The following is a 24,100-nucleotide window of genomic DNA, read 5'->3' on the forward strand; positions in this document are numbered from 1 at the left end:
GATCGGCCAAAAAGGAGCATCGACATGAACACCGTCACGATCAACGGTTTCCCCAAATGGCAATGCCTGGTCGGCAGCGTCACTCAGTTCTCGGTCATCACCTGGGCCGCCACGGAGTTGGCCGCCCGCCAACAGGTCGCGGCCTGGCAAGAGGTTCCGCTGCATTGGGTCACCGCTCAGCAAGTGGCGGCGTTCTAAGATGGCCCGCCGTTCCTCAACCCCGCCCGGCGTCTCGGAGTTGGCGTTGCCCTTCACCGGGTTCTTGCCCCGCGAGACCGTCTCGCCGAACCACGACCACTGCGGATCACTCAGCGATACCGACTTGCTGGGTCGGCTTCTTCGCCACAACGGCGGCCTCGGGGCCGCCTACATCATCATCGACGAGTTCGGCTCAGCGGCGGCGGCAACGTCCGCCACCGTAGGCGACTTCACCCATCGAACCGGCCTCGACGCGGCGGTTCATCAGGATCTGCAGCTTGCCTCGGAGTTGGGCGCCCGAATGGCGCGGGCCGGGATCGAGGACCGTTGCGTCCTAAGCTCCTGGTCCGTCCTGAACGAATACCTGCGCGCGCGGCTGGCCCATGCCAAGATCGAGCAGTTCCGGGTTCTGTTCCTCGACAACAAGAACCGCCTGATCCGCGACGAGCTGCTGGGGGCGGGCACGATCAATCACGCGCCGGTCTACCCACGGGAGGTTATACGGCGCGCCTTGGAGCTTGGCTGCGCCGCGCTGATTCTGGTCCACAACCATCCCTCGGGCGATCCCACCCCGTCGCGGGCTGACATCGACATCACCAAGTCCCTCATCGAGATCGGCAAGCTCATGGGCATCGCCGTCCATGACCACGTCATCGTAGCGAGCGAGAGCTGCGTCAGTTTCCGGTCCAAAGGCCTCATCTGATCGAGGGGGCTTCGGCCCCCTTTTTGTGCGCGATCGGTCGGTGCGACGCCGACCGCGGCGCTTCGCGCGCGGTGACCCGGCGACGGACAGGGCAGGGACCGTTCCCGGGCTTGGCGACCAGCTGGCCTTCGGCCTCGCGGTCGCTTGCGCCTGGTCACGTCCGACAGGTGCGCCGGCGACGGCCTCGCTGCGCGCGCCGCTCCCTATGGGTCGCGACGACGGCCTGCCGGAATGAAAGGGGGGCGACCGTCATCTTGGCATCGTGACACGGGAGCCCGGAAGTCAACGGCTACGCCGTTCGCCCTCCGCGTCGGCCGAGTGGGCCGCCGCTCCGGTGACTGCCGAGCGCCACCCGTGGCCCGAGCCTCGGAAGCCGATCGTTGGGATCGGGATTCGAGGAGATCATCATGACCAGTCCACTCATCGAGGCCATGGAGGCGTGGAAGGCCGAGGCCGCAGGCAATCAGCATTCCTTCTTCGAGGCCGATACCCCGGTGATGGTGGCATACGGCGGCGGCGTCGACAGCACCGCGATGCTGATAGAGCTGATCGAGACCGGCATCCGCATCGACATTGTCCTGTTTGCTGACACAGGCAGCGAGAAGCCCACCACCTATGCCTTCATCGAACTCTTCGCCAAATGGCTCGCTGATCGCGGCGTGACGCTAATCACCGTCCGCTATCAGCCCAAGAACTACAAAAACTTCCCTCCCTACCGCTCTCTCGATGAGAACTGCCTGACCAACGGCACTTTGCCGTCGATCTCTTTCGGGTTCTCCAGCTGCTCCCAGAAGTGGAAGATCGAGCCTCAGAACAAATGGACCGAACAGTGGGAGCCTGCCGTCACTGCCTGGGCGAACGGGGGCAAGGTCATCAAGCTGATTGGCTACGACTGCTCCCCAGCCGACGCCAAGCGCTACGCGCACCGCGAAGGCTATGTCGATCCCCGCTACGTCTACGGCTACCCGCTTCGCGTGCTGGGCTGGCATCGCTGCGATTGCGAAGAGCGGATCCGTCGTGCAGGCCTTCCCGTTCCCCCGAAGAGCGCCTGCTTCATGTGCGGCGCCATGAAGACGTGGGAGGTCCACACCCTGCCTGTCGAACAGCTGCGCAGGATCGTGTTGATGGAAGCCCGCGCCGCGCCCCGGCTTCAGAAGATCGAGGGGCTATGGCGCAACGGCGTCAAGGGGACTCGCGGCGGCGAGAAAAAGCCGGGCCGCATCACAGACTATATCCGCGAACAGGGGCTTCTATCGTCGGAAGCGATCGACGAGATCACCGCGATGGCGCCGCAAGCCCTCGTCCGCTTCCAGGACGCAGAATCCGGCGTGCCTGTCACAGAGCGCGCCGACCTCGGCCAATGGCTAACCCTGTTCGACAAGCGTGACGCCGGCGTCTTCGACGTCTCTCCGTCATCTCGGCTGTTTGCCGAAACCCCTCATCCACGCGCGGCCTGATCTCAGGCGCCGACCGCTGCCTGACGGCGCGGTGACCCGCGACGGATAGAACAGGGGGCGTTCCCGGGCTTGGCGACCAGCTGGCCTTCGGCCTCGCGGTCGCTTGCGCCTGGTCACGTCGGACAGGTGTGCCGGCGACGGCCTCGCTTCGCGCGCCGCTCCCTATGGGTCGCGACGACGGCCTGCCGGAATGAAAAAGAAACGCGCACGTCTTGTTCGCATCGTTTCACAGGAGCCCGGAAGTCAACGGCTGCGCCGTTCGCCCTTCGCGTCGGCCGAGTGGGCCGCCGCTCCGGTGACTGCCGGGCGCCCACCTGTGCCCCGAAGCTCCATAGCCGGTCGCTGGGACCGGCCAACGATGGAGACCACGATGCAAGCGATCGAAGCCCTTCCCGAAGTCACCGCCCCTCCCGTCATCATCGCCGAGGCTCCCGCGGCCGAGTTGCCGCGCGACGAAATTGGCGACCGCCTGATCGCCGAAGGACTGGCTCACAATAGCTTCCTGCTGGATCTGAACCACGCCCTCACCGTCCCCCACGACTGGACCCTCCCGGCGCCGTGGAATCTCCCTTCTCGCCTGTTCCGCTTCCCGATCGAGGTCAGCGAGTATCAGGAGGGCGGGCGGCGGCTGGGCCTCATGCACCCGGCCCTGGTCGATCATCCCTTCGTCAAACACGTCAGCCAGGTCATGGGCATGGCCATCCCCGCCGGTGGCGCTCCGAACCCCTACGGCTACACCAAAACCGGCCTCGGCATGTGGTGGCACGCCGTCGATCTGATCTCGGCGGGTCGCTGGCAAGATGCCCTCGACACCCGCCAGTTCACCACTGACGCCCATCTACTGCAGGCCGTGACCTTCTCCCTGAGCTGCGGCCGGGAGGAGGGCGACGCCCTCACCCCCGCTGAGGCCCGCCACATCTTCGATGTGCTGGGCGTTGCCTGTCCCGTCGATCCGAACGCCATCCTCTGCCGCTTCCCCCGGCCGGGGTCCGTCACGGCAGACGACAAGGTGGAGCGCTGGCCCGTGAACACGGGCTGCGATGCGCCAGGCGATACCGCGTGGGCCATCGTCATCGGACTTGAGACCGGATGGTTCGCCAAGGACCGCAGCGGCCACCTGCAGTGGACGCGCCTCGGCCGGGACCGACACCAAGCCGGACCGTCCGCCACCTTCATCGAACAATCGTCGGGGCAGGGGGCCTTCGCCTTCTGACACCGACACCGATCCGACCTGTTGCCTGAGCGGGCGATGGGTCGGGCTACCGGGGCACGACGGCGGCGGCCTGTGGCCGTCGCCGCGACTTCGGCTGTCCGCGTCCGGATCATCGTCAGCACACGCTGCGCCCTGACGGGCTTGCTGATCGTGTGCCCGCTAGTCGCGGGCACTTTCCCGCGCACGTCGTTTTCGCATCGTGTCACGGGAGCCCGGAAGTCAACGGCTTCGCCGTTCCCCTCCGCCGCGGCCGAGGCCGCGCCTCCGGTGACTGCCGAGCGCCACCCGTGCCCCGAAGCTTCATCGCCGGTCGCTGGGATCGGCTTCATGGAGAACAGTCATGCAAACGATCGAACAAGTTCAAGCCGCCTGGGCCGCTCTGGACCGTCAGGCTCAAATCGAGGCCTGGGACGCCTTCACCCGCTCGATCGACTACGGAGATCAAGGTCATGATCCGTTCTACCTGGTCCTGCAGCCCATGTGGGATGCGGGCACCTTCCCCTTTGAGGACGAGGATATCCGGGACTCGATCGAGGAGCTGCAGCACACCAGCGCAGCGGACGAGTGGTTCGATGCCATGATCCTGGCCAACGATCCCAGCGACAACGCCTTCTGGGATCGCTTCGATCCGGCGGCGGCGGACGCCATGATGGGCTGCCCCTTCTAATCGAGGGGGCTTCGGCCCCCTTTTTGTGCGCGACCCACAAGCGGGGCGCCGACCGCAGCGCTGCGCGCGCGGTGACCCGGCGAAGGCGAGGGCGGGGGCGTTCCCGGGCTTGGCGACCGGCTGGCCTTCGGCCTCGCGGTCGCTTGCGCCTGGTCACGTCCGACAGGTGCGCCGGCGACGGCCTCGCTACGCGCGCCGCTCCCTATGGGTCGCGACGACGGCCTGCCGGACTGAGAGAGAGCGCGCGCGTCTTCCCATCCTGTCACAGGAGCCCAGCCGTCAACGGCTTCGCCGTTTCCCTTCGATCGCGACCAAGGCCGCGCTCTCCGGTGACTGCCGGGCACCCACCTGTGCCCGTCTGGTTCATCGCGCCTCGCCCCGGGGCCGACTAAAGGAGAACGCCATGACCCAACGTCACATCGTCCGTGAGACCTACCAGTTCAGCACCGCCTTCCTCGCCGAGGCGCGTGAGCATTTCGGGCGTGCGTGGGACAGCATCTATCCCGCTCATGCCGTCATTCGGCAGGTTCGCGTCTGGACCATCCTCGGTCCCCGTTGGGTCGATGCAGAAACTGTCTGCCAGACATGGCGGACGGCTGATGCGGGATTGACCGCTTACGCCGAAGACAAGGTCGCCACGGATCGCCGGTTCCGCTTCCGGCTCTGGTTGAACCGACCGGCCCTCGTGGACGAGATGTGGGCACGGGCTCGCTACGCTACCCCGGCGTCGTTCCGGCACACCGTCGATGTCACCGCCAGCGTTCGAATTTATTGGGATCCCGCGCATCGGACCTGGACCATTAGCCAAGTCCGCCGGGGGAACCATTCAATGCGCCTCGCCAGCAGCTTCGACAGCGCCTTCACGATCGCCGACGAGATGATCGTCTAGGGGGCCTCGGCCCCCTTTTTCGCGCGCACAACGGGTGCGGCGCCGACCGCAGCGCTTCGCGCGCGGTAACCCGGCGACGGATAGGGCGGGGGCGCTCCCGGGCTTGGCGACCAGCTGGCCTTCGGCCTCGCGGTCGCTTGCGCCTGGTCACGTCCGACAAGTGCGCCGGCGACGGCCTCGCTGCGCGCGCCGCTCCCTATGGGTCGCGACGACGGCCTGCCGGACTGAGAGAGAGCGCGCACGTCTCCTCCGCATCGTGTCACGGGAGCCCGAAAGTCAACGGCTGCGCCGTTCCCCTGCGCGTCGGCCGAGGCCGCCGCTCCGGTGACTGCCGGGCGCCCACCCGTGCCCCGAGGCTCCATAGCCGGTCGCTGGGACCGGCCCCATGGAGATCCATCATGTCCGAATCCGCCACGACCCAATCGGCCCCGGCCGGGCTCACGAGCACCGAACGGTACTACGGCCCCGGCGATGCGAACGGGCGCTACCTCGTCCTGGTCGTCGATGAGATCGTGGGCGAGGAAGAAGCCTACCGCACCTCGGATCTCGCGGTCGCCGCCGCCGAGTTTGACCGCTGCCAGGCGCAGCACCCCTATGTCACGGCGGTGTCGATCTACGACACCGTCGAGGCCGAGACCCGGAAGCTCTGGCAACGCGACCCGGACCTGACCCCGCAGACGGCCTTGGCTCGCTGTCCCTACTGATCCCCGGGGGCTTCGGCCCCCTTTTTGTGCGCGCTCCGTTGGTGTGGCGCCGACCGCTGCCTGACGGCGCGGTGACCCGGCGACGGACAGGGCAGGGGGCGCTCCCGGGCTTGGCGACCAGCTGGCCTTCGGCCTCGCGGTCGCTTGCGCCTGGTCACGTTCGACAAGTGCTGCCGGCGACGGCCTCGCTGCGCGCGCCGCTCCCTACGGGTCGCGACGACGGCCTGCCGGATGGTCAGGTTGCGGGCGCTCTGGGCGGGCCGATCGCTGGCCTTCGGCCTCGCGATCATTACCGCCTGTCGCGTCAGCGTCTCAGCGGGGCGCCGACCGCAGCGCTTCGCGCGCGGTGACCCGGCGACGGATAGGGCAGGGTGCGCTCCCGGGCTTGGCGACCAGCTGGCCTTCGGCCTCGCGGTCGCTTGCGCCTGGTCGCGTCGGATTACCTCTTTCCCCCTTGGGGGGCTCCGCCCCCGGTCGTCCCTCAAGGCGACCGCCAAGGCGGCTTAGGCGGCGGTGTCCCCGCCCTTCGGCTCCGCCTGCAGGGCGGGTGATCCCCCTCCGCCGCCACGACCTTGATCTCCTTCCTCCCCCGTCCGCGGTGCGGCTTTGCCGCCCACGCTTCGGAAAAGCGCGGGCGCCTTCCATCACGATTTCTGGCCCAGTGCGAACCCTTCGCCCGCCGTGTCTGTGGCCGAAAGGAGTAGTCATGACCCCGATCACATTGCGGGACCTGCCCCGCCGCCAGCGCGCGCGCATCTATGCCGTGGCGCTGGGTGAAACGTCCGCCGACTTCGCCCTGGCGGAAGCGCTGGCCGCGTCGGCCAAGACGGGCCTCGGCGCTGCTGACCGTCACCGCCTCGCCGGGGATGCTGTGCGATATGCGCTGGCCTGTCACGGCCTGCACGATACGACGGCGGCCTGCATTGCGGTCACCGCCCTGGCTCGCGGGGTGATCCCTCGGCCGCTTGCGGTCCTGCGGCAGGCGCGCCGGGAGCAGCGGCGGATCGAGCGGGCGACCCGGCCCCATCTCGCGCTTCGGCTGCTACTGTCCTCGCCCGCCGAGGCGGACCAGATGCGGGGGGCGATGTGAGCCCGGTTTCCGATTTGCCAGCGGGCTGGCTTTACCTCGAACAGCGCCGCGTCGTGGTCGATCCGAGCCGTGGGGTCGTGGCCACTGTCAACGGGACCACGGCCGATGGCGTGATGCTCGCTGGCGCCCAGCGGCTGTTCGCCGCTCTGGTCGCCCTGGAGCAATCCGCCGGCGCGGTCGCCGAGGATATCAGCTCGCGCAGGCTCGCCGTGGATCCGGCTTTGGTCGCGGCGTTGGGCGAGGCGCGTTGCGCCGCCGCCCAGGCCTTGCGGCTGGCTGGCGAACCGACGGAGCATTGACGGTGTCGCAGCTCGCCCTGTTCACGGCTTCGGATGCGCCGCCTTCGGCGTCGCCCGAGGTCCGCTATCTCTTCCTTGCGCCCGTCCTTTACGTCTCCCCGGTCATGACGATCGGGCGGCATGAGTGGGCCTATGTCATCTACGACGACCCGCATTGGGGGGTGCTGGCTGACTATGTCTGGCGCCGTTCCGGCGCGGAGTGGGCGCGGTCGCGGGCGTGGCCCAGCTACGACGGCGACCGGTCGGACGGCGGGCTTCCGCTGACCTGCCGCCGACTGTGGGAGCGTGAATCGGAAGCCCGCGCCGCGCACGGTCTGGCCTAGGAGCGCCGTCATGCAGTTCGTTCGCAAACAGCGCCACGGCCCCCGCGTCATCACCCCCCGCCAGTTGTCGGCCTATGAGCGCAGCTGTCGCGCGAAGCGCGAAAAGCTGCCCTTGCTGGCTCCGCTCATCGCGGAGGCTCAGCTTCCGGCCGAGGAGGAGATGGCCCGTCGTCAGGCGGGCGATATCGTCTGGGAGCAGAGCGCGCGGGATGCTCATGCCGCCAAGTGGCGGGAGGTCCGGACACGGCTATTCGCCCTGCCGGACCATGCCCGCGCGGCGGTGCTGGCCCGGTACAATTCGAGCCGATGGTTTCCCCGCAATCCGGGGCTTCTGGCCTCTCTGATCTGGGACACGCTGAAGGGTGTCGCGGTGCCCGCATCCACCCTTGTCCCGATGCCTGCGGCGGAACGTCTCTCCGCCGTGGCCGCTCTCAATGATCGCGCACGCGCGGGGGACACCAACACCCGCTGCCGGCGGGCCTATTCCCCCGGGGCGATGGCCTTCCTTGCGCCGGGCTTCGTGCCCGATGAGGAATACGAACGGCCGCAGGTCTATCTACATGTCAGCCGGGGTCGCTGGTGTTTGCTCTGGGATGGCGTTGCCGACTTCGTCGGCTTCACTCACAACATCGATCCATCCGGCGAGCGCCGGTGCGGGGTGTTCTCGGCGCTGGGCACGCCCTTCCGGTTCGAGGTCTTCTATCTGAGCCACCAGGACGATGGCGACGCGGTCGCCCCGTGGAACAGTGACCTTTCGCGCCGCGTGGTCTGGGTCGGCTGCGCCGATGAAATAGCGGACCTGTCGCAGGCGACTTTCGAGAGCGGATGGACGCCATAGGCGTCTGTTCCGGCAGGGGGCGCGCGGCGTGTTTTCGGTTGCGCCTTCGGCGCGGGATTGAACCGAAAACGCCGAGGCGTTCTGCGACGCCTCGCGGGCCTTTGGGCGGCTGCGCTGCGCGCGAGCTGTTGCCCATTCGGCCCTGATCGCCAGCGCTGTTTTTTCGCGTCGGGCTGCGCCCGCTTTGGCTTGTCCAGGGCGGGCCCTTTTCTGTGCTCGGTGCGCGGGTCGGCGTGGATTTGTTGCGCCTGCGGCGCGGGGGACGGTGGCCATGGCGGGGGCCATGAGGTCGATGCCTAGAGGCGCGGGGCGCCTTTCTTCCGGCCCGGGGTCGCTGCGCGGCCGCCGGGAGGACCCTCTCGGATACGCACGTGCGTCTACGACTCCGTTTTTGATCCGCTGACGGTTCGCCTTTGCCCTGGCCCTGACGGGCGACGGGAGGCGAACCGCCTCTGGCGGATCTGGCGAGCCGCTGTTCGCGGGTCTTTGCTCGGCCGAAGGCGGCCTCGGTCGAGGTGTTCTCGATCTGGTCGGTGATGCCGAATTGGGTCTGTGCCTAGAGGGTCGGGAGGCCTTTCTCGGAGTCCCAAACCAGTCACGTGAGTGAGGAGTGGCCCCTGGGGGGGCCTGTTGAAGAAACCTCCCTGTGGGAGGTGCACACCTTACGCACACCTGCGGTTCTTCTAAGTATCGGTTTTTGCAGGCGAAACGGCGGGCGCAACCGGGTGTCACTAGTGCCCCCACTTCGGGGATTTGCCGGTTTCCCTCGCTGAAACAACGTGCTACGGGAGGGGTACTAGTGCCGCCATAATCCCAGATCGCCAATGCCAACCAACCTCCCTCGCATCACAGCCTATGTCTCAAAAGAGGCCCAGCAACGGCTTCGCACGCTGGCGAAAACCCGTGGTCTGTCGCAAAGCCAAGTGATCGAGGAGCTAATCAACACCGCGCACCAGGATCGGCGCGACTGGATCGCCCAGCAGGCTGGTCACCAGACGATGCTGACCCTCGCGCTCCTGACAGCCTTGGCCAAGCGCACCCTCAACGAGGAGGAGCTGGCGAAGGTGAGACAGATGGGAGGCCAGGCTGGGGCGCTCCTTTTTGGTCCCCTTGGGAAGCGTCCATTCGACGTCGATGCGCCGCCGCCGGAAGATGATCGCCTCGTGGCCCTTTTCGCGGCGCTGTCAGAGTAGTATCAAGCGCCACCCCTTCCGACGCCGCCCCGCTCTTGTCGCCTAACCCAATCGGGAAGTGACAATGAGCCGACCCTCCAAGGGCAACCTCTCCGCCTGGCTTCGTGGTGGACAGACCATCGGGCATACCTTCGACATGATCCGCGAGGTTCTCGCGCGCATCGTGATCGTCCTCATTCTGTGGGGAGCCGTCTGCGTCATCTGCGTGAACCTCCGCGCTTCGGATGATGAGCAGAGCTATGGGACCCTCGCCCTTATGGCGAACGTCCTCGAATGGGTTGGTCCGCCAGCACCCCAACTCATCAGCGTGCCCACACCCGGACGTGGACCCCGCCCGTACCCTGTTGGCGAAGTCGAGCAGCTCAGCTGGGTCGCGCCCCACGCCTACGGCTACTTCCATCATGCCAAGCTGGGCTTCGCTCTTTGGATTATGGGCGCGGCGCTGACCGGGATCGCCACGGCCTATTGGTACACGCGAGCGGGCAAGGAGAAGCTGAAGACCCGGCAAATCCGAGGACAGCAGGTTGTTCGCGCACCTCAGCTTGCGCACGAGATCACCCTATTCAATCAGGAGCAGGCCAAGGCGAAGAACCGGCCCGACCACCTCCCGGCGAACCTCGTTGGCATCCCGTACCCGATGGACGCCGAGCAGGAACACACCCTCATCACCGGCAGTCCGGGCGCGGGTAAGTCGGTCGCCATGCACCGTCTTATTCGGTCCGTCCGCGCGCGCGGAGATCGCGGCGTCGTCTACGACCCGGAGCTGGAATACATCGCCCAGCACTACAACCCCGAGACCGACCTCATCCTCAACCCCTTTGACGAACGGTCGCCCGCCTGGTCGCCGTTCCACGACGCCACAGATCACGTCGAATGGGATCGTCTCGCCCACGGCCTGTTCAAGGACCCCAAGAGCGGCGACCCCTATTGGAGCAACGTCGCCCGGTCGCTGTTCTCTTGGACCTGTTTCACTCTGAAAGAGCGCGACCCCAACGTCAGCCTCGATACGGCGCTGAACATGCTGTTCGGTTCGACGAAGCGGCTGGAACGTCTCCTCGTCGGCACCCCAGCCCACAAGCACATCAGCGGCGGCGCGGGACCCCGGGTATCGTCGATTGAGTCCGTGCTGGTCGAGGGCGTGACGCCACTCGTCTACCTCCTCGGAAAGGGCGAGCCCTTCTCCATCCGCCGCTGGGTCAATCAGGAACGTCGGACCCCCGGGCTTCTCTTCCTGTCCGCACCTGAGACCCATGCCGACACCCTTCGGCCGCTTCTCGGTTTCTGGTCCGAGATCGTCATCAGCGCCCTGTTGTCGCGGAACGCGGAGGGTATCGCGCCGCATCCGACGTGGCTGTTCCTGGACGAGTTCCCCTCGCTTGGCCGTATCGACAAGCTGGCCGACGGCCCCCAGCGCCTTCGCAAGTATGGCGGCGCCATGGTCTTCGGGATGCAGCAGGTCTCGCAGATCCAGGAGATCTACGGGAAGGAGAAGGCCAGCACCATCATGGGTCAGTGCCTCAATAAGCTGATCCTGCGGTGCAGCGATTTTCAGACCGCACAGATCATGAGCGAAACGATCGGCGAGCGCGTCATGCACCGCGTCTCGGAGAACACCTCCTATGGCGCGAACAGCATTCGCGACGGCGTCGGCATCGCGCCGCGCGAAGAGAAGGAGCCGGTTTACCTCCCCACGGACCTGATGAACCTGCCGTCGCTGCAGGGCGTCATTCGGATGAGCAACAAGCGCGCCGGACGGCCATTCCCTATCGCTCCGGTCGCCTTCAGCTTCGACGCCAGTCCCCGGATCGCGGACCCCTATGTTCCGCGCACTGGACCTGACCCCATCCGCGAGTTCATTGCGCGCGCGCGGGGCGAGCGGCCGGACGATCCGGCTGAAGGCACTGCAGCTGCGCCCGCAGCCGCCGCCGGCGGCCCGGTCCTCGTGGCGGTCGATGGCGACCTCGTCGTCGACGGCGAGGCGGACGAGGCAGTCAACGAGAACGACCTGGTCGCGGATCCCGGCGCGTTGCCGACAGAGAAGGGCAGGGCAATCTCCCTCGCTCGCGCCGAGGCCGCCCGGGAGGAGGCCGCCCGCGAGAACGAACAGAAGCAACAGCGCGAGCTGTTCGACGGGGACCGGCCTACCCCAGAGCCGCGTCCTGCCGGCGAGGAGCATAGCCTCGGCTCACTCGGTGAATTGACCGGCGACTATGGCCGGGGGCTCTGACCATGCTTTCCGTCAGCAGCATTGGAAGCTCCTCCGGGGCCGCCGAGTACTACGGCAAGGACGACTATTACGTCACTGGCGAGGCCGACACCCCCGGCCTGGAATGGGGCGGCAAGGGTGCCGCCAAGATCGGCTTGGAGGGCAAGGCTGAAGGAACGGACTTCAAGAAGGTCCTCCAGGGCACCCACCCAGCCTTTAAGGACGGCGACAAAACACCCGCTGGCGCGGACACAAAGCACCGGGCGGGATGGGATCTCACCTTCTCCGCGCCCAAGAGCGTCAGTCTGGCCATCCTGGTTGGCGGTGATCGCCGCCTCGACGTCGCTCACAACAAGGCCGTCGATCGGGCGATGGTCTATGCGGAGAAGCACTTCGCGATCACCCGTGTGCGCGATCAGGGCAAGATCCGTGAGGTGAACACCGGCAACCTCGTCTACGCCAAGACCGTTCACGGCACTTCCCGTCAGGGCGACCCCCAGCGTCACACCCATGTCGTCGTCGCCAACGCGACTGTAGAACCCTCCACGGGCAAGGTCCGCGCCCTGGAGAGCTATCAGCTCTTCAAACACATCCAGCTGGTCGGCCGGATCTACCGCGCCGAGTTGGCCAAGGAGGCCTTGGCGCTCGGCTACGACGTCCGTCGTGATGCCAAGGCCGGCACCTTCGAATTGGCCTCGTTCGGCGAGCAGCAGCTGCGTCAGTTCAGCAAGCGCCGAGAGCAGATCGAGGCGGCCATTGCCATCGAGGAGAAGCGCAAGGGTTCCCCCCTTACCGGCGCCCAGAAGGATGCGCTGGCACTACGGGACCGGCCGAAGAAGCTAGACACCCCTCGCGCTGAACTCATCGCGCGTTGGGCGGTGGAGTCGAAGGCCGCAGGCCTGGACGCTCGCGCGCTGGCCGGCGCTGCAATGGAGCGCAGCGCGAACGGCCGCGACGTGTCCTCATTGGTGTCTGGCGCCGCTTCCGATGCGGCGTCTCGTTTCGTGGCCGCCCTGCGGCGCATCACCGGGCGGTCCGATCCGGCGACGGCGAATGATCCTTACGGATATCGCAGACCTGACCTGGTGCGTGACGATGCGGCCCGCGCCGCTGTCTCCTTCGGGTTGCGCGTTGCTGAGCAGGGGAGGGCTGTCTTCACCCGCCACGAGGTAATGGGCCGGGCGCTGGAGTTTGCGGGCGCAGGGATGACCGCCTCTCGCATCGAGGGGCAACTGTCCGCCCTCGAGAAGGACGGGCGAGTGATCAACGCCGATGCGCGCCTAAATGGTGGCGTCACTACCAAACCGGCGCTCGACCTGGAGCGCGGCATCGTCTCCCGTATTGAGCAGGGCAAGAACACTGCACCCGCGCTTATGACGTTGGCGGAGGCTGGGGCCGCCTTGACCCACGCGGCTGGCCGGGAGGGCGGAATCGTCCTCAGCGACGGCCAGCGGGCAGGGGCGGAGAAGCTCCTCACCAGTCACGACCGGTATGTTGGGGTTCAGGGTCTTGCCGGCGTGGGCAAGACGAAGATGTTCGAAGTCGTCCGCGAGGTAGCTGCGGAACGGGGCGTCGAAATCGCGGGACTGGCACCGACCCACCAAGCCGCTGAAGCCCTGTCAAAAGGCGCCGGGATCGAGTCTGGCACAGTCGAAAGCTTCCTCCAGCGATATGAGGGCCTGATGACTCGGGCCGAGACTGGAGGCGCGGGAGCCGGGCTCGACCAAGCCCGCGAAAGCTGGGCCAAGAAGACGCTCCTGGTCGACGAGTCGTCGATGCTGTCGAACTCGCAAGCTGACCGTCTGATGCGTGTCAGCGAAACCCTGCAGATTCCCCGGATCATCTTCGTCGGGGACGAAAAGCAGCTCGGCTCTCCCGAGGCTGGGGCGCCATGGCGTCTCGTTCTCGAGGAAGGGCTTGATCATGCCCGCATGACCGAGATCCGTCGCCAGAAAGATCCGGAGGTTCGCGCCGCCGTCGAACAACTGGCTCAGGGAGCGCCTGCCCAGGCGCTCCGGGCCCTAGGCTCTCGCGTCGTCCAAGTCGGCCGTGACGCCAACGACGACAAACTGGCAGAGGCGGCTCATACCGCGTGGGCCCAGGTGAAAGAACGTGGCGGTGATGCTCCCGTCATCGTGCCTACCCACTCGCTTCGAGAAAAGGTCTCTCAGCTCATCCGCGGCGACTTGGCCGCCCGAGGCGTTCTAACCGGCCCCACAACGTCCGTACCTACCCTGTCGCACGTCCGCATGACCCGCGCGGAATCATATCAGGCGGCCAGCTACCGCGAGGGCCAGATCCTCGTGCTCCACAGCGGCATCAAGGAAGCCGGCCTGACCAAGGGCGCCACGGTGACGGTTGTCGGCCGAGATGAGCGCAATGATCGGCTCATTGTCGCTTCAGACCGCGATCGCCGCACCACAATCGACCTCACGACGCTCCGCGATCAGCGGAAGTCCAAGTTTGAGGCGTACCGTTCCAAAGATCTCGACGTTCAGCAGGGTGACCGTCTGGTGTGGGAGCGACGGGACGCTGATCGGGGCTTCAAGACCGGGGAGGGGTTCACCGTTGAGCGGCTTGGCCGGGATAGCTGGGACATTCGCGGCGCTGACGGCAAACAACACACCTTGAAGACCAGCGACCCGGCGCTGCGGTTCACAGGCTACGCCTACGCTGAAACGGCCGACCGCTCGCAGGGCTCGACCTATCAGAACGTGGTCGCCGTGTTAGCGAGCACCCACGGCGAAGGCGCCAACCAGGCTCGCGCCTATGTTCAGGTTTCCCGCACAGCGGAAACCCTGACCTTGGTGACGAACGACACCGCTTTGCTGGCCATGCGCCTCAACAAACAGGACGGCCAGAACCTCATCGCCATGCACGAGGCCAAGCTTGCGGGCGCCGAGCTGGCTGCGCTCGCATCCAGTCTCCCGGATCATGCCGATCGCTCGAACGAGCCCTTGGCTACGCTGGCCGCCGACGGACTTGACGGCTCTTCCAAGGATCAGACCGACCTCGCCCGGTCTGCCGGCGCTGACGGTCCTGAAAAGGACGATGGGGCCGACAAGCCCCTGCCGGGCACGTTGGAGGCCGACAAGCCCAAGGAGTCCGAGCCCGCCAAGGAGGCCGAGAAGGACAAGTCCTTCGATAAGGCCGTCGAGATCAACAGCCCGGCGATGGGGCTGTGATGGCGGCCCCGTTCTGCCCACGCCTCCTAGCCGCCTCGGCGGCTCACCGGCTACCGCCTTCCCGTAGCCGCTCCACTGCGAAACCCCTTCATTCACAAGGAAGAAGTTCAAATGATCGAATGGCAAGCCAGTAGGACCAGGCTACCCCGCAGCAACCTCCGGGCCGTGCCGGATCTCCGAGACCGCCTCGACGTATCGCGTTTCGACGTCGCATACGCCTTGCTCTTCGCCGCCGGGATCTTCCTGACGGTGCTGCTTTGGTTCTCGGCGGGTGCGACCTTGGCGGCCCGCGTTACCGACGCGGCGACCACTGCAGTCCCGTGGTTGATCGCACCCGTCGTGATGTGGCTGTCCAAGGCCATTCCCTTCTTCCACCGCAACGAAACCGCCCGCTGGCTCCTGGTCGGAACGCCCGCTCTTCTCGTGGCGATGATCGTCCTTGCGCTGATCGCCGGAGGCCCCGGCCGGTGATGTGGAACCGGACCACTCCGAAAACGACAGCGCCCCGGCGTTCGAGTCCAGGGATTCAGGCACCGGAGTCCAGACATTTGGGAACCGACGCCATGACAGCGGGCGAATCCAGCGATTGCGGAAAACCAATATCTATTAGTAACCGCTACTGTGTCGCTTCACATAATGCTTATTATGCGAGGGAAATCAATATGTTAGCAGGTTTTTCGATCTTTAGCAATTCTGACCTTCCTCGCGCGGCCAACGACGAGATGCACGCGGTCCTCTCCCGGTTCTTGGCGAGGTCGAAATCGGACGATCCTGCCGCCGGCGTCGTTCGCACCTGGTGGCAACGCGACCCGGTGGATGCTGCGCTGGACGCCCGTCTGCTTTGGCAGCGCCTTCGGCGCGACGGGGCCAACGTCTCAATGGCGCCGCCTGTGCGGCACGCCGTCATCCGTCTTCAGCAGGATTGGACCCGCCGCTTCCCGGCGGCCGTCTATCTGTTGGCGGCCGAACGCCTGTCCCAGGTCATGGACGCCTGGGCCGATGCAGAGCTGGCCAGCGTCATCGCTGGCGGCGCTCCCACTCCCTCATCCACCACCACCCCCTAATCAAGGAGCCAACCATGCAGTTTCGTGAAGTTCAGAAGGCCCGGCCGGGCGCAAACGGCGCCACGATCGCCGTCAACAAACAGGGCGCCGCCCTCAGCATCCCCCTTGCCCTCCTGAAGGAGGCTGGTTTCGCCGACGCCACGCCCGTTCGCATCCTCTACGGCGAGGAAGGCCGGCGCCGCTGCATCCAGCTTGTATCGGACCCAGAAGGAAAGTTCCGCCTCAGCCCCCGCAAGGCCGTTTCCCTCCTGCAGGCGCCTGAGCTGACCCCCAAAGCCAAGATCGACAAGAAGCAGTCCCTCGCTCACTCCGAACCCGGCGGCGGCAAGATCATCTTCGACCTGCCGGCGGGATGGGATCTCGCGCGCAAAGACGTGCTGGCCTAGCGGCCGCCCGTGGCCAGCAACGGCGGACAGGACCTATTCGAGCTCGCCCTCCTTGTCGCAGACATGGAGGCGATCGCTGGCGTGAAGCTATACCGCTCCGGCCATCGGCTGCGGGGGTCCTGTCCGCTCTGCAAGGCGTCGCCTAAGCGTAAGGATGGCGGCGCGTTCTCCGTCGACCCCGTCAAGAAGACATGGAAATGCTGGGGCTGCGATGTTCGTGGCGGCGACGCCGTCGACCTTGAACACCGTCTGCATTCCCGGCTTGACCAAACTCTCAGGGACGCCGCGATCCGGATCGTCGGTGAAGATCCAGCCAGCATCGACGTCAAGAAGGCGCGGGCCGAACGCGAGGCGCTGGCGCGCCAGGCCGATGCGGATAACGAACGGACCCGCCTCTGGAAGGCCGCGATGGCCCTTTCGTTGTGGCGAGACGCCCTCCCCGCCGCCGGCACACCTGTCGAGACCTACCTCCGGGGTCGCGGCATATCCGGCCGGCCTCTTGCCGAGGCGCTGAAGCAAGTCCGATATCATCCAGCCGCCTATCATTCCGGCCCGATCGCCAACCCGGTGACCGCCCCAGCGATGATCGGACTGCTTATGACGCCGTTCGGCCCCACGGGCGGCGTCCACGCGACCTACCTGTCTGCAGACGGCAAAACCAAAACTCACCTGGACCCCCAGCGTCGCAAATGGGGGCCGCCCGGGCGGATGGACGACCACGGCGTTGTTCATCCCGGTGGCGTCTGGCTCACGCCGCCCACGTCCAAGGGGCCCCTCGTCTGCGGCGAAGGAATCGAGACCACGCTCTCCGCCGCGTGTGAGATCGGTATTCCTGTCCGGGCCGTCGCCGCTCTCGATCTCGATGCTGGGCTCACCTCAAGGTTTGTTCGCTAAAGTACGCTAAGAAGCACAAAGAGCGAACCTGGACGACGTTCGAAGCACCTGCTGTCAGGCCGTTGCCGACCTCTGCGCAGCAGCGTCGGTCGGAGGCTGATAGGCCGCGATGGCGGTTTGAGTTTGAAGCGTGGGCTTCGCCGTGGTTTCGGGGGAACTATCGGCCGCGCTCTTAGCCGACTGCGTCTTCTTTCGGTTGGCTTCAAGGTCATCGAACCACGCATCGGCTCTAGCCTCGTAGTCGGCGGAGAAGGCCGGCGCGTTCCACTCCTTGATGTCTTGCGACACGCTCTTGAACCACTCTTTGTTGATGTCCTGGCGGCCTCCGGAGCGCGCATAGGTCATCCGCGTGAACAGCTCATTCGCTGCCGCCTTGTCGGCTTCCGACGGAGGATTGCCATTGTCATCGACGATCATCGCATCGCCGCCGACGGTGAAGAGGTTATAGCCCGTCACTTGGCGGAACATCGCTTTGTCATCGTCAGTGATTTTCGAGTAGGCGCCGGCCATGCTTCCGGTCTGGTCGCCCGCGCCCAGGTATTTCTGCATAGCCAACAAGCTGGTCACTGCGTCCTGAGTGGAGTCGATCATGACCCCCTTCTTCATCTGCAGGGCCGGGGCTTCGCTATTGATCTTTGGGGTGCCGTCATCGTTCATTTCGAACAGAGCGCTCAGCGTGTCCGTAGACAACAAGCTGGAGCCGTTGGTGAGAATGCCGTTGACGAATTTAGGCGTCGCGACCTGACTTTGAGAGTTGGCGGCCGTGGTCGTCGATACCGTGGACGCGCTGGCCGTCTGCACCCCGACGGTCGATTTAATGGGAGCATAGCTGTAGCCGGAGGTCGTTGATCCGATTTGCATGGTGGTGCCTTGAGTGTCGCTCACTTCAAGCGTGCAAAGATGATGCCGCTGCGAAAGTGCAGGAAAAACAGACTGCTATCTGAAAAGGCCAGCACCTTGGCACTGCGCGATGGCGCCCTATCGGCAATTGTTGCTGGGATATTCCGATGATCGTCCGTCGAGCTGCCGACTGATCGGATGGTGGTCGCCGAGGTATCAAGCAGTTTGGGCAGTCTTTTCTGCCGCTTTAATGCCGGATCGACGGCCAAGCTTCAGGCCCGCAATCCACCCTTCCCACGGACTTCAAAAGTCCGCTTCCGGGGATTCAGGTCGACCATCGATTGCGGCCCCGGAGCCAATTGGCCGAACGAGTGTCATTTTGCGCGGCTAAGTTCTCGGTAGAGCGTAGATCTCCCGAGCCCCAAATGCCGTGCTGCAGCGGTTGGCGACATACCGCTATCGACGAGGGCACGGCCGGCGGCGATTTTCTGTTGGTCCAGCGGAGGGCGCCCAGCTCTCGCGCCGCGGGCTTTGGCCGCTGCCAGACCGTCGCGGGTTCGCTCGCCGATCAGGCGCCTTTCAAAATGCGCGATGGCGCCGAACACATGGAAGATCAGCTCGCCGGCCGCCGAGGCGGTGTCGATCTTCTCCTCCAGGCTCATGAAATTGATGTCTCGGCGCTTGAGGTCATCGACGGTCTCCAGCAGTTCCTTCAGCGAACGGCCGAGGCGATCGAGCCGCACCACACAGAGCGTGTCGCCTGGCCGGGCATGGTCGAAGAGTTGGGTCAGGCCGGGCCTGTCGAAGCGCTTGCCCGAAACAATGTCTTCAAAGGTGCGGATCGCGCCCGCTTCAGTAAGCCGCTGGCGTTGACCGTCCAGATCCTGATCTTCGGTGGATACCCGAGCATAGCCCAAGATGTCGCCGTCGCGTGTCTTCGCCGCCATCGCTCGTCTCCAAAACGGCCGGTTTATGGACGCTCGCGCAGCCCGCCCAAAAGGTGGCCCTGCGCCATCCATAAATACCGTCTCTATATTCCGCTTCGTCCCAAAACGAAATAGACCCTTTGTGGACGAATCGGGGAGGCTGAATTTCAGAACGGCTGGTCAGGCTCTGATTTTTCCAGAATTGTGATCCTTCGCAGAAGCGGCGGAGACCATCCCATGGCGCGGCGAAGCTTGCTTACGGGTGATGAACGGCGTCGGCTGTTCGAGCCTCCGGTCACAGACCGCGAGGTGGCGCGCTTTTACACGCTGTCGCCCGTCGACCTTGAATGGCTCGAAGAGCGCCGAGGGCCGGCGAACAAGCTGGGGGCCGCCGTGCAGATGGCGCTGCTGCGTCATCCAGGGTTTGGATGGTCGCCGGGCGAGATGGTCCCAGAAATCGTGCTGCGTTTTCTCTCCGACCAGGTTCATGTCGCGCCGGAAGCGCTGAGTGAATACTCGACGCGGCCTCCAACGCGCGTTGAGCACGCCAGCCAGCTGCATCAGCGATTGGGGCTGCGCCTGTTTGTTCGCGGCGATCTTCGTCAAGCGGTGTCGATCGCCGCTATCGCGGCTCGCGCGACCGACAAGGGCGGACCGATCGTCGAGGCCCTGATCGCTGAGCTGCGCCGGAGGGGGATCATCTTGCCGTCACCCGACACCCTGGAGCGTGTCGGTTTAGCGGGCCGCTCTCAGGCAAGGCGCATGGCGGCGGAGGATCTTCTGGCGCCGATCTCGCTCTCGCAACTGGAGCGCATCGATCAGCTGTTGGTCAACGACCCCGAACTCAAGAAATCGGCCCTGGCTTGGTTGCGCGATATCCCCGAGTCGCCTAGCGCCGCATCGATGTCGGGGATCACCGAACGTCTGGCCTACGTTCGGGCCATCGGCATCGATCCAGCGATCACCGAGTCGATTCACGAACGACGCTTCGATCAGTACGCTCGTGAGGGCGCAGTCGCCCCGGCTTTCCTGCTCAGTGGCTACAGCGTCGGACGCCGTCGGGCGACCGTGGTCGCGCAGCTGATTTTTCTGGAAAGCCGCCTCAGCGACGCCGCCGCTGATATGTTTGACAAGATGGTGGGCTCACTGTTCGCTAAGGGCCGGCGCGGCCGCGAGCGCAAGTACCAGGCCAGCAGCCGGGAGGTCAGCCAGATCATGCGGCTGTTCAGCGGCGTGATCGGCGCCGTTGATCAGGCCCGGGTCGATGGCGGCGACGTGCTCGACCGGATCGACGCGCAGGTCGGTTGGTGGAAGGTCCTGGCCGCCAAGCCGAAGATCGACGCCTTGGCCGCCCTGGCGATCGAGGATCCGCTGGTCAGCGCCGCCGACCGCTACGGGGCGCTGCGGCGGTTCGTCCCGACCTTCCTGGAGCACATGCGGTTTCGGGCTGGAACTGGCGGTGCGCCCTTGCTCAAGGCGCTGGAGATCCTGCGCGACCTCAATCTGTCCGGCCGGCGCGAGATCCCTGACGACGCGCCACTGCCGTTCGCGTCCAAGCACTGGAAGGCCTTGGTCAAGCCGATCGGCGGCCCGATCAACCGGCGGCTCTACGAGACCGCCGTGGCCGCCACACTGCGCGATCGCCTTCGCTCAGGCGATGTTTGGATTGAGGGTTCGCGCTCCTACAAGCGTTTCGCCGACTATCTGCTGCCCAAGGACGAGGTCGCCGCCGAGGCCGAGACGCTGCCCGTCAATGTCGAGATGGGCGCTTATTTGGCTGAACGGGCCGGCCTGCTGGACCAACGGCTTGCCGTATTCTCCAGGCGGCTGGCGAAGGATGACCTGGTCGGGGTGACGCTGAAGGGCGAGGAGCTGTCGGTCACGCCGGTCAAGGCCAACGCGCCCGACGAGGCCCGCTCGCTGGACCGGGCGATCGACGCGCTGCTGCCCCGCGTCCGGATCACCGAACTGCTGCGAGAGGTCGACGCCCTGACAGGCTTCTCCTCAATGTTCCGCGAGCTGCGGTCGGGCAAGGTCCACGACAACCCCAGTTGCATCCTGGCCGCCGTTTTGGCCGACGCGACCAATCTGGGCCTTGAGCGCATGGCCAACGCCAGCCAGGGCGTCACCTACGCTCAGCTCGCCTGGACCCAGAGCTGGTATCTGAGCGAGGAGAACTACAAGGCGGCGCTGGCCAGGATCATCGAGGTCCACCACGCTCAGCCGTTCGCCCGCCACTGGGGCGACGGCCAGGCCTCGTCGTCCGACGGCCAGTTCTTCCGCTCCGGCCGGCGGCGCGGCGGGGCCGGCGAGGTCAACGCCAAGTATGGGCCCGAGCCCGGCTTGCGGATCTACACCCACCTGTCGGACATGCACGGCTCGTTTCACACCCGCGTGCTATCGGCCACCTCGTCGGAGGCGCCCTACGTCCTCGACGGCTTGATCGGTCGCGGCGGCGGCGAGCACTACACTGACACCGGCGGGGCCACCGACCACGTGTTCGCCCTGTGTCATCTGCTTGGATATCGGTTTGTGCCGCGCCTTCGCGATCTGCAGGATCGCCGCCTGGCTATCATCGGCGCTAAGCCGCGTCACAAGATCCTCGAGCCCCTGCTGGGCCGCCCTATCCGGGTCGATGTGATCGAGGAAAATTGGGACGACATCGTCCGGCTGGCCGCGTCAATCAAGGCCGGTTCCGTCGCGCCGTCCGTGATGCTCAAAAAGCTGTCGGCGTTCAAGCGGCAGAACCGGTTGGACATGGCCCTCGCCGAGGTCGGCAGGATCGAGCGGACGTTGTTCACCTTGGACTGGTTGGAGAGCCCGCAGTTACGCCGGCGCTGCCAGGCTGGCCTCAACAAGAGCGAGGCCCGCCATGCGCTGGCCCAGGCGGTGTTCGTTCACAAGCAAGGCCGGATCGCCGATCGCACCCTGCACAACCAGGAGCACCGCGCCTCGGGGCTGAACCTGGTGATCGCCGCCATCGCGCTCTGGAACACATTATATATGCAGCGCGCCGTCGAGCATCTGCGCGAGCGGGAGGTGGCGGCGCCCGATGAGCTTCTGGCGCACCTTTCACCGATGAGCTGGGCGCACGTCGGCTTGACGGGCGACTACCTTTGGGCCGACGCCGCGACCGCAGGCGGGTTCAGGCCGCTGAACGACCCGGCCGACCGGCTGTACCGAGCAGCGTAGCCGTATGTTCCTGCTTCGTACTTCTTAGCGAACTTTAGCGCACAAACCTTGAACCGCGCGGCTACTGGCTTTCGCGACCCGCATTGTCGGCATCTGCCAATCATCGTCTATTCGGCCGGCAACCCGACGGAGTCACCGTGCTACAGTTTGAATTGCTGAAAAACCACGCTGGCATGGTGCTGATCGGCGACTACCTGACGCTTCGCGAGCTCCATACCCTCGTTCACAAAGTCAACGAGGACTCGCCGATGATCCACGACAAGGAGGGGCCGTTTCTCGGCCTGGCTTACGACATACGAAAAGCCTACGAGCAGCAGCGGCGCGTCATTGATCCGCCCGAGCACATCCCCGAGATCGGCCCAAGGTTTGGCGTGGAGATTCTGTGGCCAGTCCTGCTGTTCCAAACCCGATTGCTCCGCCGGGCGCTCGCCTGGGTGCCGCATGGACCCGGCGACCAAGCTTTAGTCTACGCCCTTGAGCACACGGTCCAGACCGCGATCGAGGCAGCCTTTAAGGACCTCGCACCGACGGTCGTCAGCGCGTGGCAAAACCTGGACCCCGTGCAGCCCGAGGCCGACGACCAGCTGGACGCCCGCGGCGCATTGTTCTGCTCCTGGCCTAAAGCGCGCCGGAGGCGAGACTTCGCCAACCTGCTCGAAAGCTTCAGTCCCTTGTACGCCTTTGCCTACGAGGTGAACGTTGGCAGGGGAGAACGGCTGCTCCTAGACCCGGCTGAGATCGAGCTTTGGCGCGGAGCCGAGTGGCCCGACCCGAAGTGGTAGCGTTCTCAAGGTTTTTGCGCCCGTAGCGCTGAAGTTCTTGGTTTGTACTTCAAAGCGTGTTCTGGCGAACAAACCTTGAGGTGAGCCCCAGCTCACAAGCCTTTGTCAGCCCACCCGTGATCACCAGATCACCCGCCTCCAGCCGCTGACCAAACGCGGCCAGCTCCCGCGCCAGCCGCGCCACCGCGTCCAGGGGGTGGCCGTCGGCATCGGCGCCCACGCCCTGTCCCAGCGTGTGGTGGCTGCCGTCGTGCAGGCGCACCGCCACGGTGCCCGCCGCCATCAGGTCGGTCACCGGCAGGCGTGGCCCGACGACGACCTGGCCGGCGGACGAGTTGTCGGCGGTGTTCTGTTCGAGGTTGAAGCGGTAGCCTGTCCAGGTGGAGTGCACGACTTCGAGGCAGGCGTAGGCGCCCTCCACGGCGGCGACCACGGTGTGGCGGTCGACGGGCGCGTGCCGCGCGTCGAGGGCGGTTTGGAGGCGCAGCCCGATCTCGGGTTCGACCCGCGGCTGCACCAGGCGCTCGTGCACCGCGTCGCCCGAGTTCAGCAGCATCCGGTCGGTCAGCGGCCCGATGTTGGGCCGGGCTATGCCCATCTGGCGGCGCATCACTTCCGACGTGTAACCCAGCTTCCACCCGACCACGCGCTCGCCGGCGGCCAGGCGCAGGCCGAGCAGCGCGCGCTGGATGGCGTAGGCGGTGGCGAGGTCGGGCGTGCCGATGGTGGCTGCGGCGTCCAGTGTCCGACCGGCCTGGCGGGCGGCCCAGATCGCTTCGGCGAGTTGGTTGGGCGTCTGGGTCATGGGGGGGCTCCGCCTGGAAAGGTTGAGGGTGGGGCGCGCCGGCTATGGCAGGTCGGGGGATAGGAAATCCAACCGCATGAGCACAAGTATAGGGGATAGGAAATCCAACCGCATGAGCACAAGTATAGCACACGTTTGGGGCGTCTCAGGCATGCACACAGGGGACTGCTGGGTTGATTTCTCAAAGCCAGTTGCCCGAGATTTTTCGGTATGACCCGTTTTTGGCGGTGACAGGCGCAGCGCTGC

At 65.8% G+C, this 24,100-nt stretch carries 24 protein-coding genes; 20 read left to right on the plus strand and 4 right to left on the minus strand.

Annotated elements, in window-relative coordinates:
- Window positions 1–24 precede the first annotated feature (24 nt).
- The 18 genes from GGC30_RS08490 to GGC30_RS08575 all read left to right on the plus strand — a co-directional run bounded on the left by GGC30_RS08490 (window position 25) and on the right by GGC30_RS08575 (window position 17,309).
- Window positions 25–198: a hypothetical protein gene (locus GGC30_RS08490; protein WP_153923465.1), complete on the plus strand. Its 174-nt coding sequence runs from the start codon at window positions 25–27 to the stop codon at window positions 196–198.
- A 1-nt stretch (window position 199) separates the two neighbouring features.
- Complete coding sequence (radC, locus tag GGC30_RS08495; RefSeq protein WP_153923466.1) at window positions 200–901, plus strand: DNA repair protein RadC; 702 nt, start codon at window positions 200–202, stop codon at window positions 899–901.
- Window positions 902–1,281: 380 nt separating this feature from the next.
- Window positions 1,282–2,358 carry a phosphoadenosine phosphosulfate reductase family protein gene (locus GGC30_RS08500; protein WP_228763676.1) on the plus strand — a complete coding sequence of 359 codons (1,077 nt, stop codon included), beginning with the start codon at window positions 1,282–1,284 and terminating at the stop codon, window positions 2,356–2,358.
- 370 nt (window positions 2,359–2,728) lie between these two features.
- The gene (locus tag GGC30_RS08505) at window positions 2,729–3,571 is read left to right on the plus strand and encodes a hypothetical protein (protein ID WP_228763677.1); all 843 of its coding nucleotides are present in this window, start codon (window positions 2,729–2,731) and stop codon (window positions 3,569–3,571) included.
- Window positions 3,572–3,911: 340 nt separating this feature from the next.
- Window positions 3,912–4,238 (plus strand): hypothetical protein, encoded by a 327-nt coding sequence (locus GGC30_RS08510; protein WP_153923467.1) that lies wholly within the window; start codon window positions 3,912–3,914, stop codon window positions 4,236–4,238.
- A 403-nt stretch (window positions 4,239–4,641) separates the two neighbouring features.
- A complete protein-coding gene (locus GGC30_RS08515; protein WP_153923468.1) occupies window positions 4,642–5,127 on the plus strand; it encodes a hypothetical protein in 486 nt (161 codons plus the stop codon).
- Between the two features lie 398 nt (window positions 5,128–5,525).
- Complete coding sequence (locus tag GGC30_RS08520) at window positions 5,526–5,831, plus strand: hypothetical protein (RefSeq protein ID WP_153923469.1); 306 nt, start codon at window positions 5,526–5,528, stop codon at window positions 5,829–5,831.
- Between the two features lie 706 nt (window positions 5,832–6,537).
- The gene (locus GGC30_RS08525) at window positions 6,538–6,921 is read left to right on the plus strand and encodes a hypothetical protein (RefSeq protein ID WP_153923470.1); all 384 of its coding nucleotides are present in this window, start codon (window positions 6,538–6,540) and stop codon (window positions 6,919–6,921) included.
- A complete protein-coding gene (locus GGC30_RS08530; protein ID WP_153923471.1) occupies window positions 6,918–7,220 on the plus strand; it encodes a hypothetical protein in 303 nt (100 codons plus the stop codon). The genes GGC30_RS08525 and GGC30_RS08530 overlap by 4 nt, the downstream gene beginning before the upstream one ends.
- Before the next feature lie 2 nt (window positions 7,221–7,222).
- A complete protein-coding gene (locus GGC30_RS08535) occupies window positions 7,223–7,543 on the plus strand; it encodes a hypothetical protein (protein WP_153923472.1) in 321 nt (106 codons plus the stop codon).
- A gap of 10 nt (window positions 7,544–7,553) precedes the next feature.
- Window positions 7,554–8,381 (plus strand): hypothetical protein, encoded by an 828-nt coding sequence (locus GGC30_RS08540; protein ID WP_153923473.1) that lies wholly within the window; start codon window positions 7,554–7,556, stop codon window positions 8,379–8,381.
- A gap of 824 nt (window positions 8,382–9,205) precedes the next feature.
- Entirely contained in the window at window positions 9,206–9,574 is a 369-nt protein-coding gene (locus GGC30_RS08545) for a ribbon-helix-helix protein, CopG family (protein WP_153923474.1), read from the plus strand.
- Window positions 9,575–9,638: 64 nt separating this feature from the next.
- Window positions 9,639–11,801 carry a type IV secretion system DNA-binding domain-containing protein gene (locus GGC30_RS08550; RefSeq protein ID WP_153923475.1) on the plus strand — a complete coding sequence of 721 codons (2,163 nt, stop codon included), beginning with the start codon at window positions 9,639–9,641 and terminating at the stop codon, window positions 11,799–11,801.
- A gap of 2 nt (window positions 11,802–11,803) precedes the next feature.
- Window positions 11,804–14,965, plus strand: coding sequence for a MobF family relaxase (gene mobF, locus GGC30_RS08555; RefSeq protein WP_153923476.1), 3,162 nt, complete (start codon window positions 11,804–11,806; stop codon window positions 14,963–14,965).
- 111 nt (window positions 14,966–15,076) lie between these two features.
- Window positions 15,077–15,436 (plus strand): hypothetical protein, encoded by a 360-nt coding sequence (locus tag GGC30_RS08560; protein ID WP_153923477.1) that lies wholly within the window; start codon window positions 15,077–15,079, stop codon window positions 15,434–15,436.
- A 251-nt stretch (window positions 15,437–15,687) separates the two neighbouring features.
- Window positions 15,688–16,029 (plus strand): hypothetical protein, encoded by a 342-nt coding sequence (locus GGC30_RS08565; protein ID WP_153923478.1) that lies wholly within the window; start codon window positions 15,688–15,690, stop codon window positions 16,027–16,029.
- 14 nt (window positions 16,030–16,043) lie between these two features.
- Window positions 16,044–16,415 carry a hypothetical protein gene (locus tag GGC30_RS08570; protein WP_153923479.1) on the plus strand — a complete coding sequence of 124 codons (372 nt, stop codon included), beginning with the start codon at window positions 16,044–16,046 and terminating at the stop codon, window positions 16,413–16,415.
- Between the two features lie 9 nt (window positions 16,416–16,424).
- A complete protein-coding gene (locus GGC30_RS08575) occupies window positions 16,425–17,309 on the plus strand; it encodes a hypothetical protein (protein WP_153923480.1) in 885 nt (294 codons plus the stop codon).
- A gap of 54 nt (window positions 17,310–17,363) precedes the next feature.
- Here GGC30_RS08575 and GGC30_RS08580 read toward each other — a convergent pair whose 3' ends face one another.
- The 3 genes from GGC30_RS08580 to GGC30_RS08590 all read right to left on the minus strand — a co-directional run bounded on the left by GGC30_RS08580 (window position 17,364) and on the right by GGC30_RS08590 (window position 19,096).
- Complete coding sequence (locus GGC30_RS08580; protein WP_153923481.1) at window positions 17,364–18,194, minus strand: hypothetical protein; 831 nt, start codon at window positions 18,192–18,194, stop codon at window positions 17,364–17,366.
- Window positions 18,191–18,418, minus strand: a complete 228-nt coding sequence (locus GGC30_RS08585; RefSeq protein ID WP_153923482.1) for a hypothetical protein — start codon at window positions 18,416–18,418, stop codon at window positions 18,191–18,193. The genes GGC30_RS08580 and GGC30_RS08585 overlap by 4 nt, the downstream gene beginning before the upstream one ends.
- A 105-nt stretch (window positions 18,419–18,523) precedes the next feature.
- Window positions 18,524–19,096: a recombinase family protein gene (locus GGC30_RS08590; RefSeq protein WP_153923483.1), complete on the minus strand. Its 573-nt coding sequence runs from the start codon at window positions 19,094–19,096 to the stop codon at window positions 18,524–18,526.
- A 216-nt stretch (window positions 19,097–19,312) separates the two neighbouring features.
- On the opposite strand from GGC30_RS08590, the gene GGC30_RS08595 reads away from it, so the two are divergent.
- Both GGC30_RS08595 and GGC30_RS08600 read left to right on the plus strand, forming a co-directional pair.
- Window positions 19,313–22,267, plus strand: a complete 2,955-nt coding sequence (locus GGC30_RS08595) for a Tn3 family transposase (RefSeq protein WP_153923484.1) — start codon at window positions 19,313–19,315, stop codon at window positions 22,265–22,267.
- A 137-nt stretch (window positions 22,268–22,404) separates the two neighbouring features.
- Entirely contained in the window at window positions 22,405–23,049 is a 645-nt protein-coding gene (locus GGC30_RS08600; RefSeq protein ID WP_228763678.1) for a hypothetical protein, read from the plus strand.
- Window positions 23,050–23,098: 49 nt separating this feature from the next.
- On the opposite strand, the gene GGC30_RS08605 is transcribed toward GGC30_RS08600, so the two are convergent.
- Entirely contained in the window at window positions 23,099–23,854 is a 756-nt protein-coding gene (locus GGC30_RS08605) for a 2-keto-4-pentenoate hydratase (RefSeq protein ID WP_153923485.1), read from the minus strand.
- Window positions 23,855–24,100: the final 246 nt, after the last annotated feature.

Source organism: Brevundimonas sp. SPF441, from assembly GCF_009661015.1.
GTDB classification, from domain to species: Bacteria; Pseudomonadota; Alphaproteobacteria; order Caulobacterales; family Caulobacteraceae; genus Brevundimonas; species Brevundimonas vesicularis.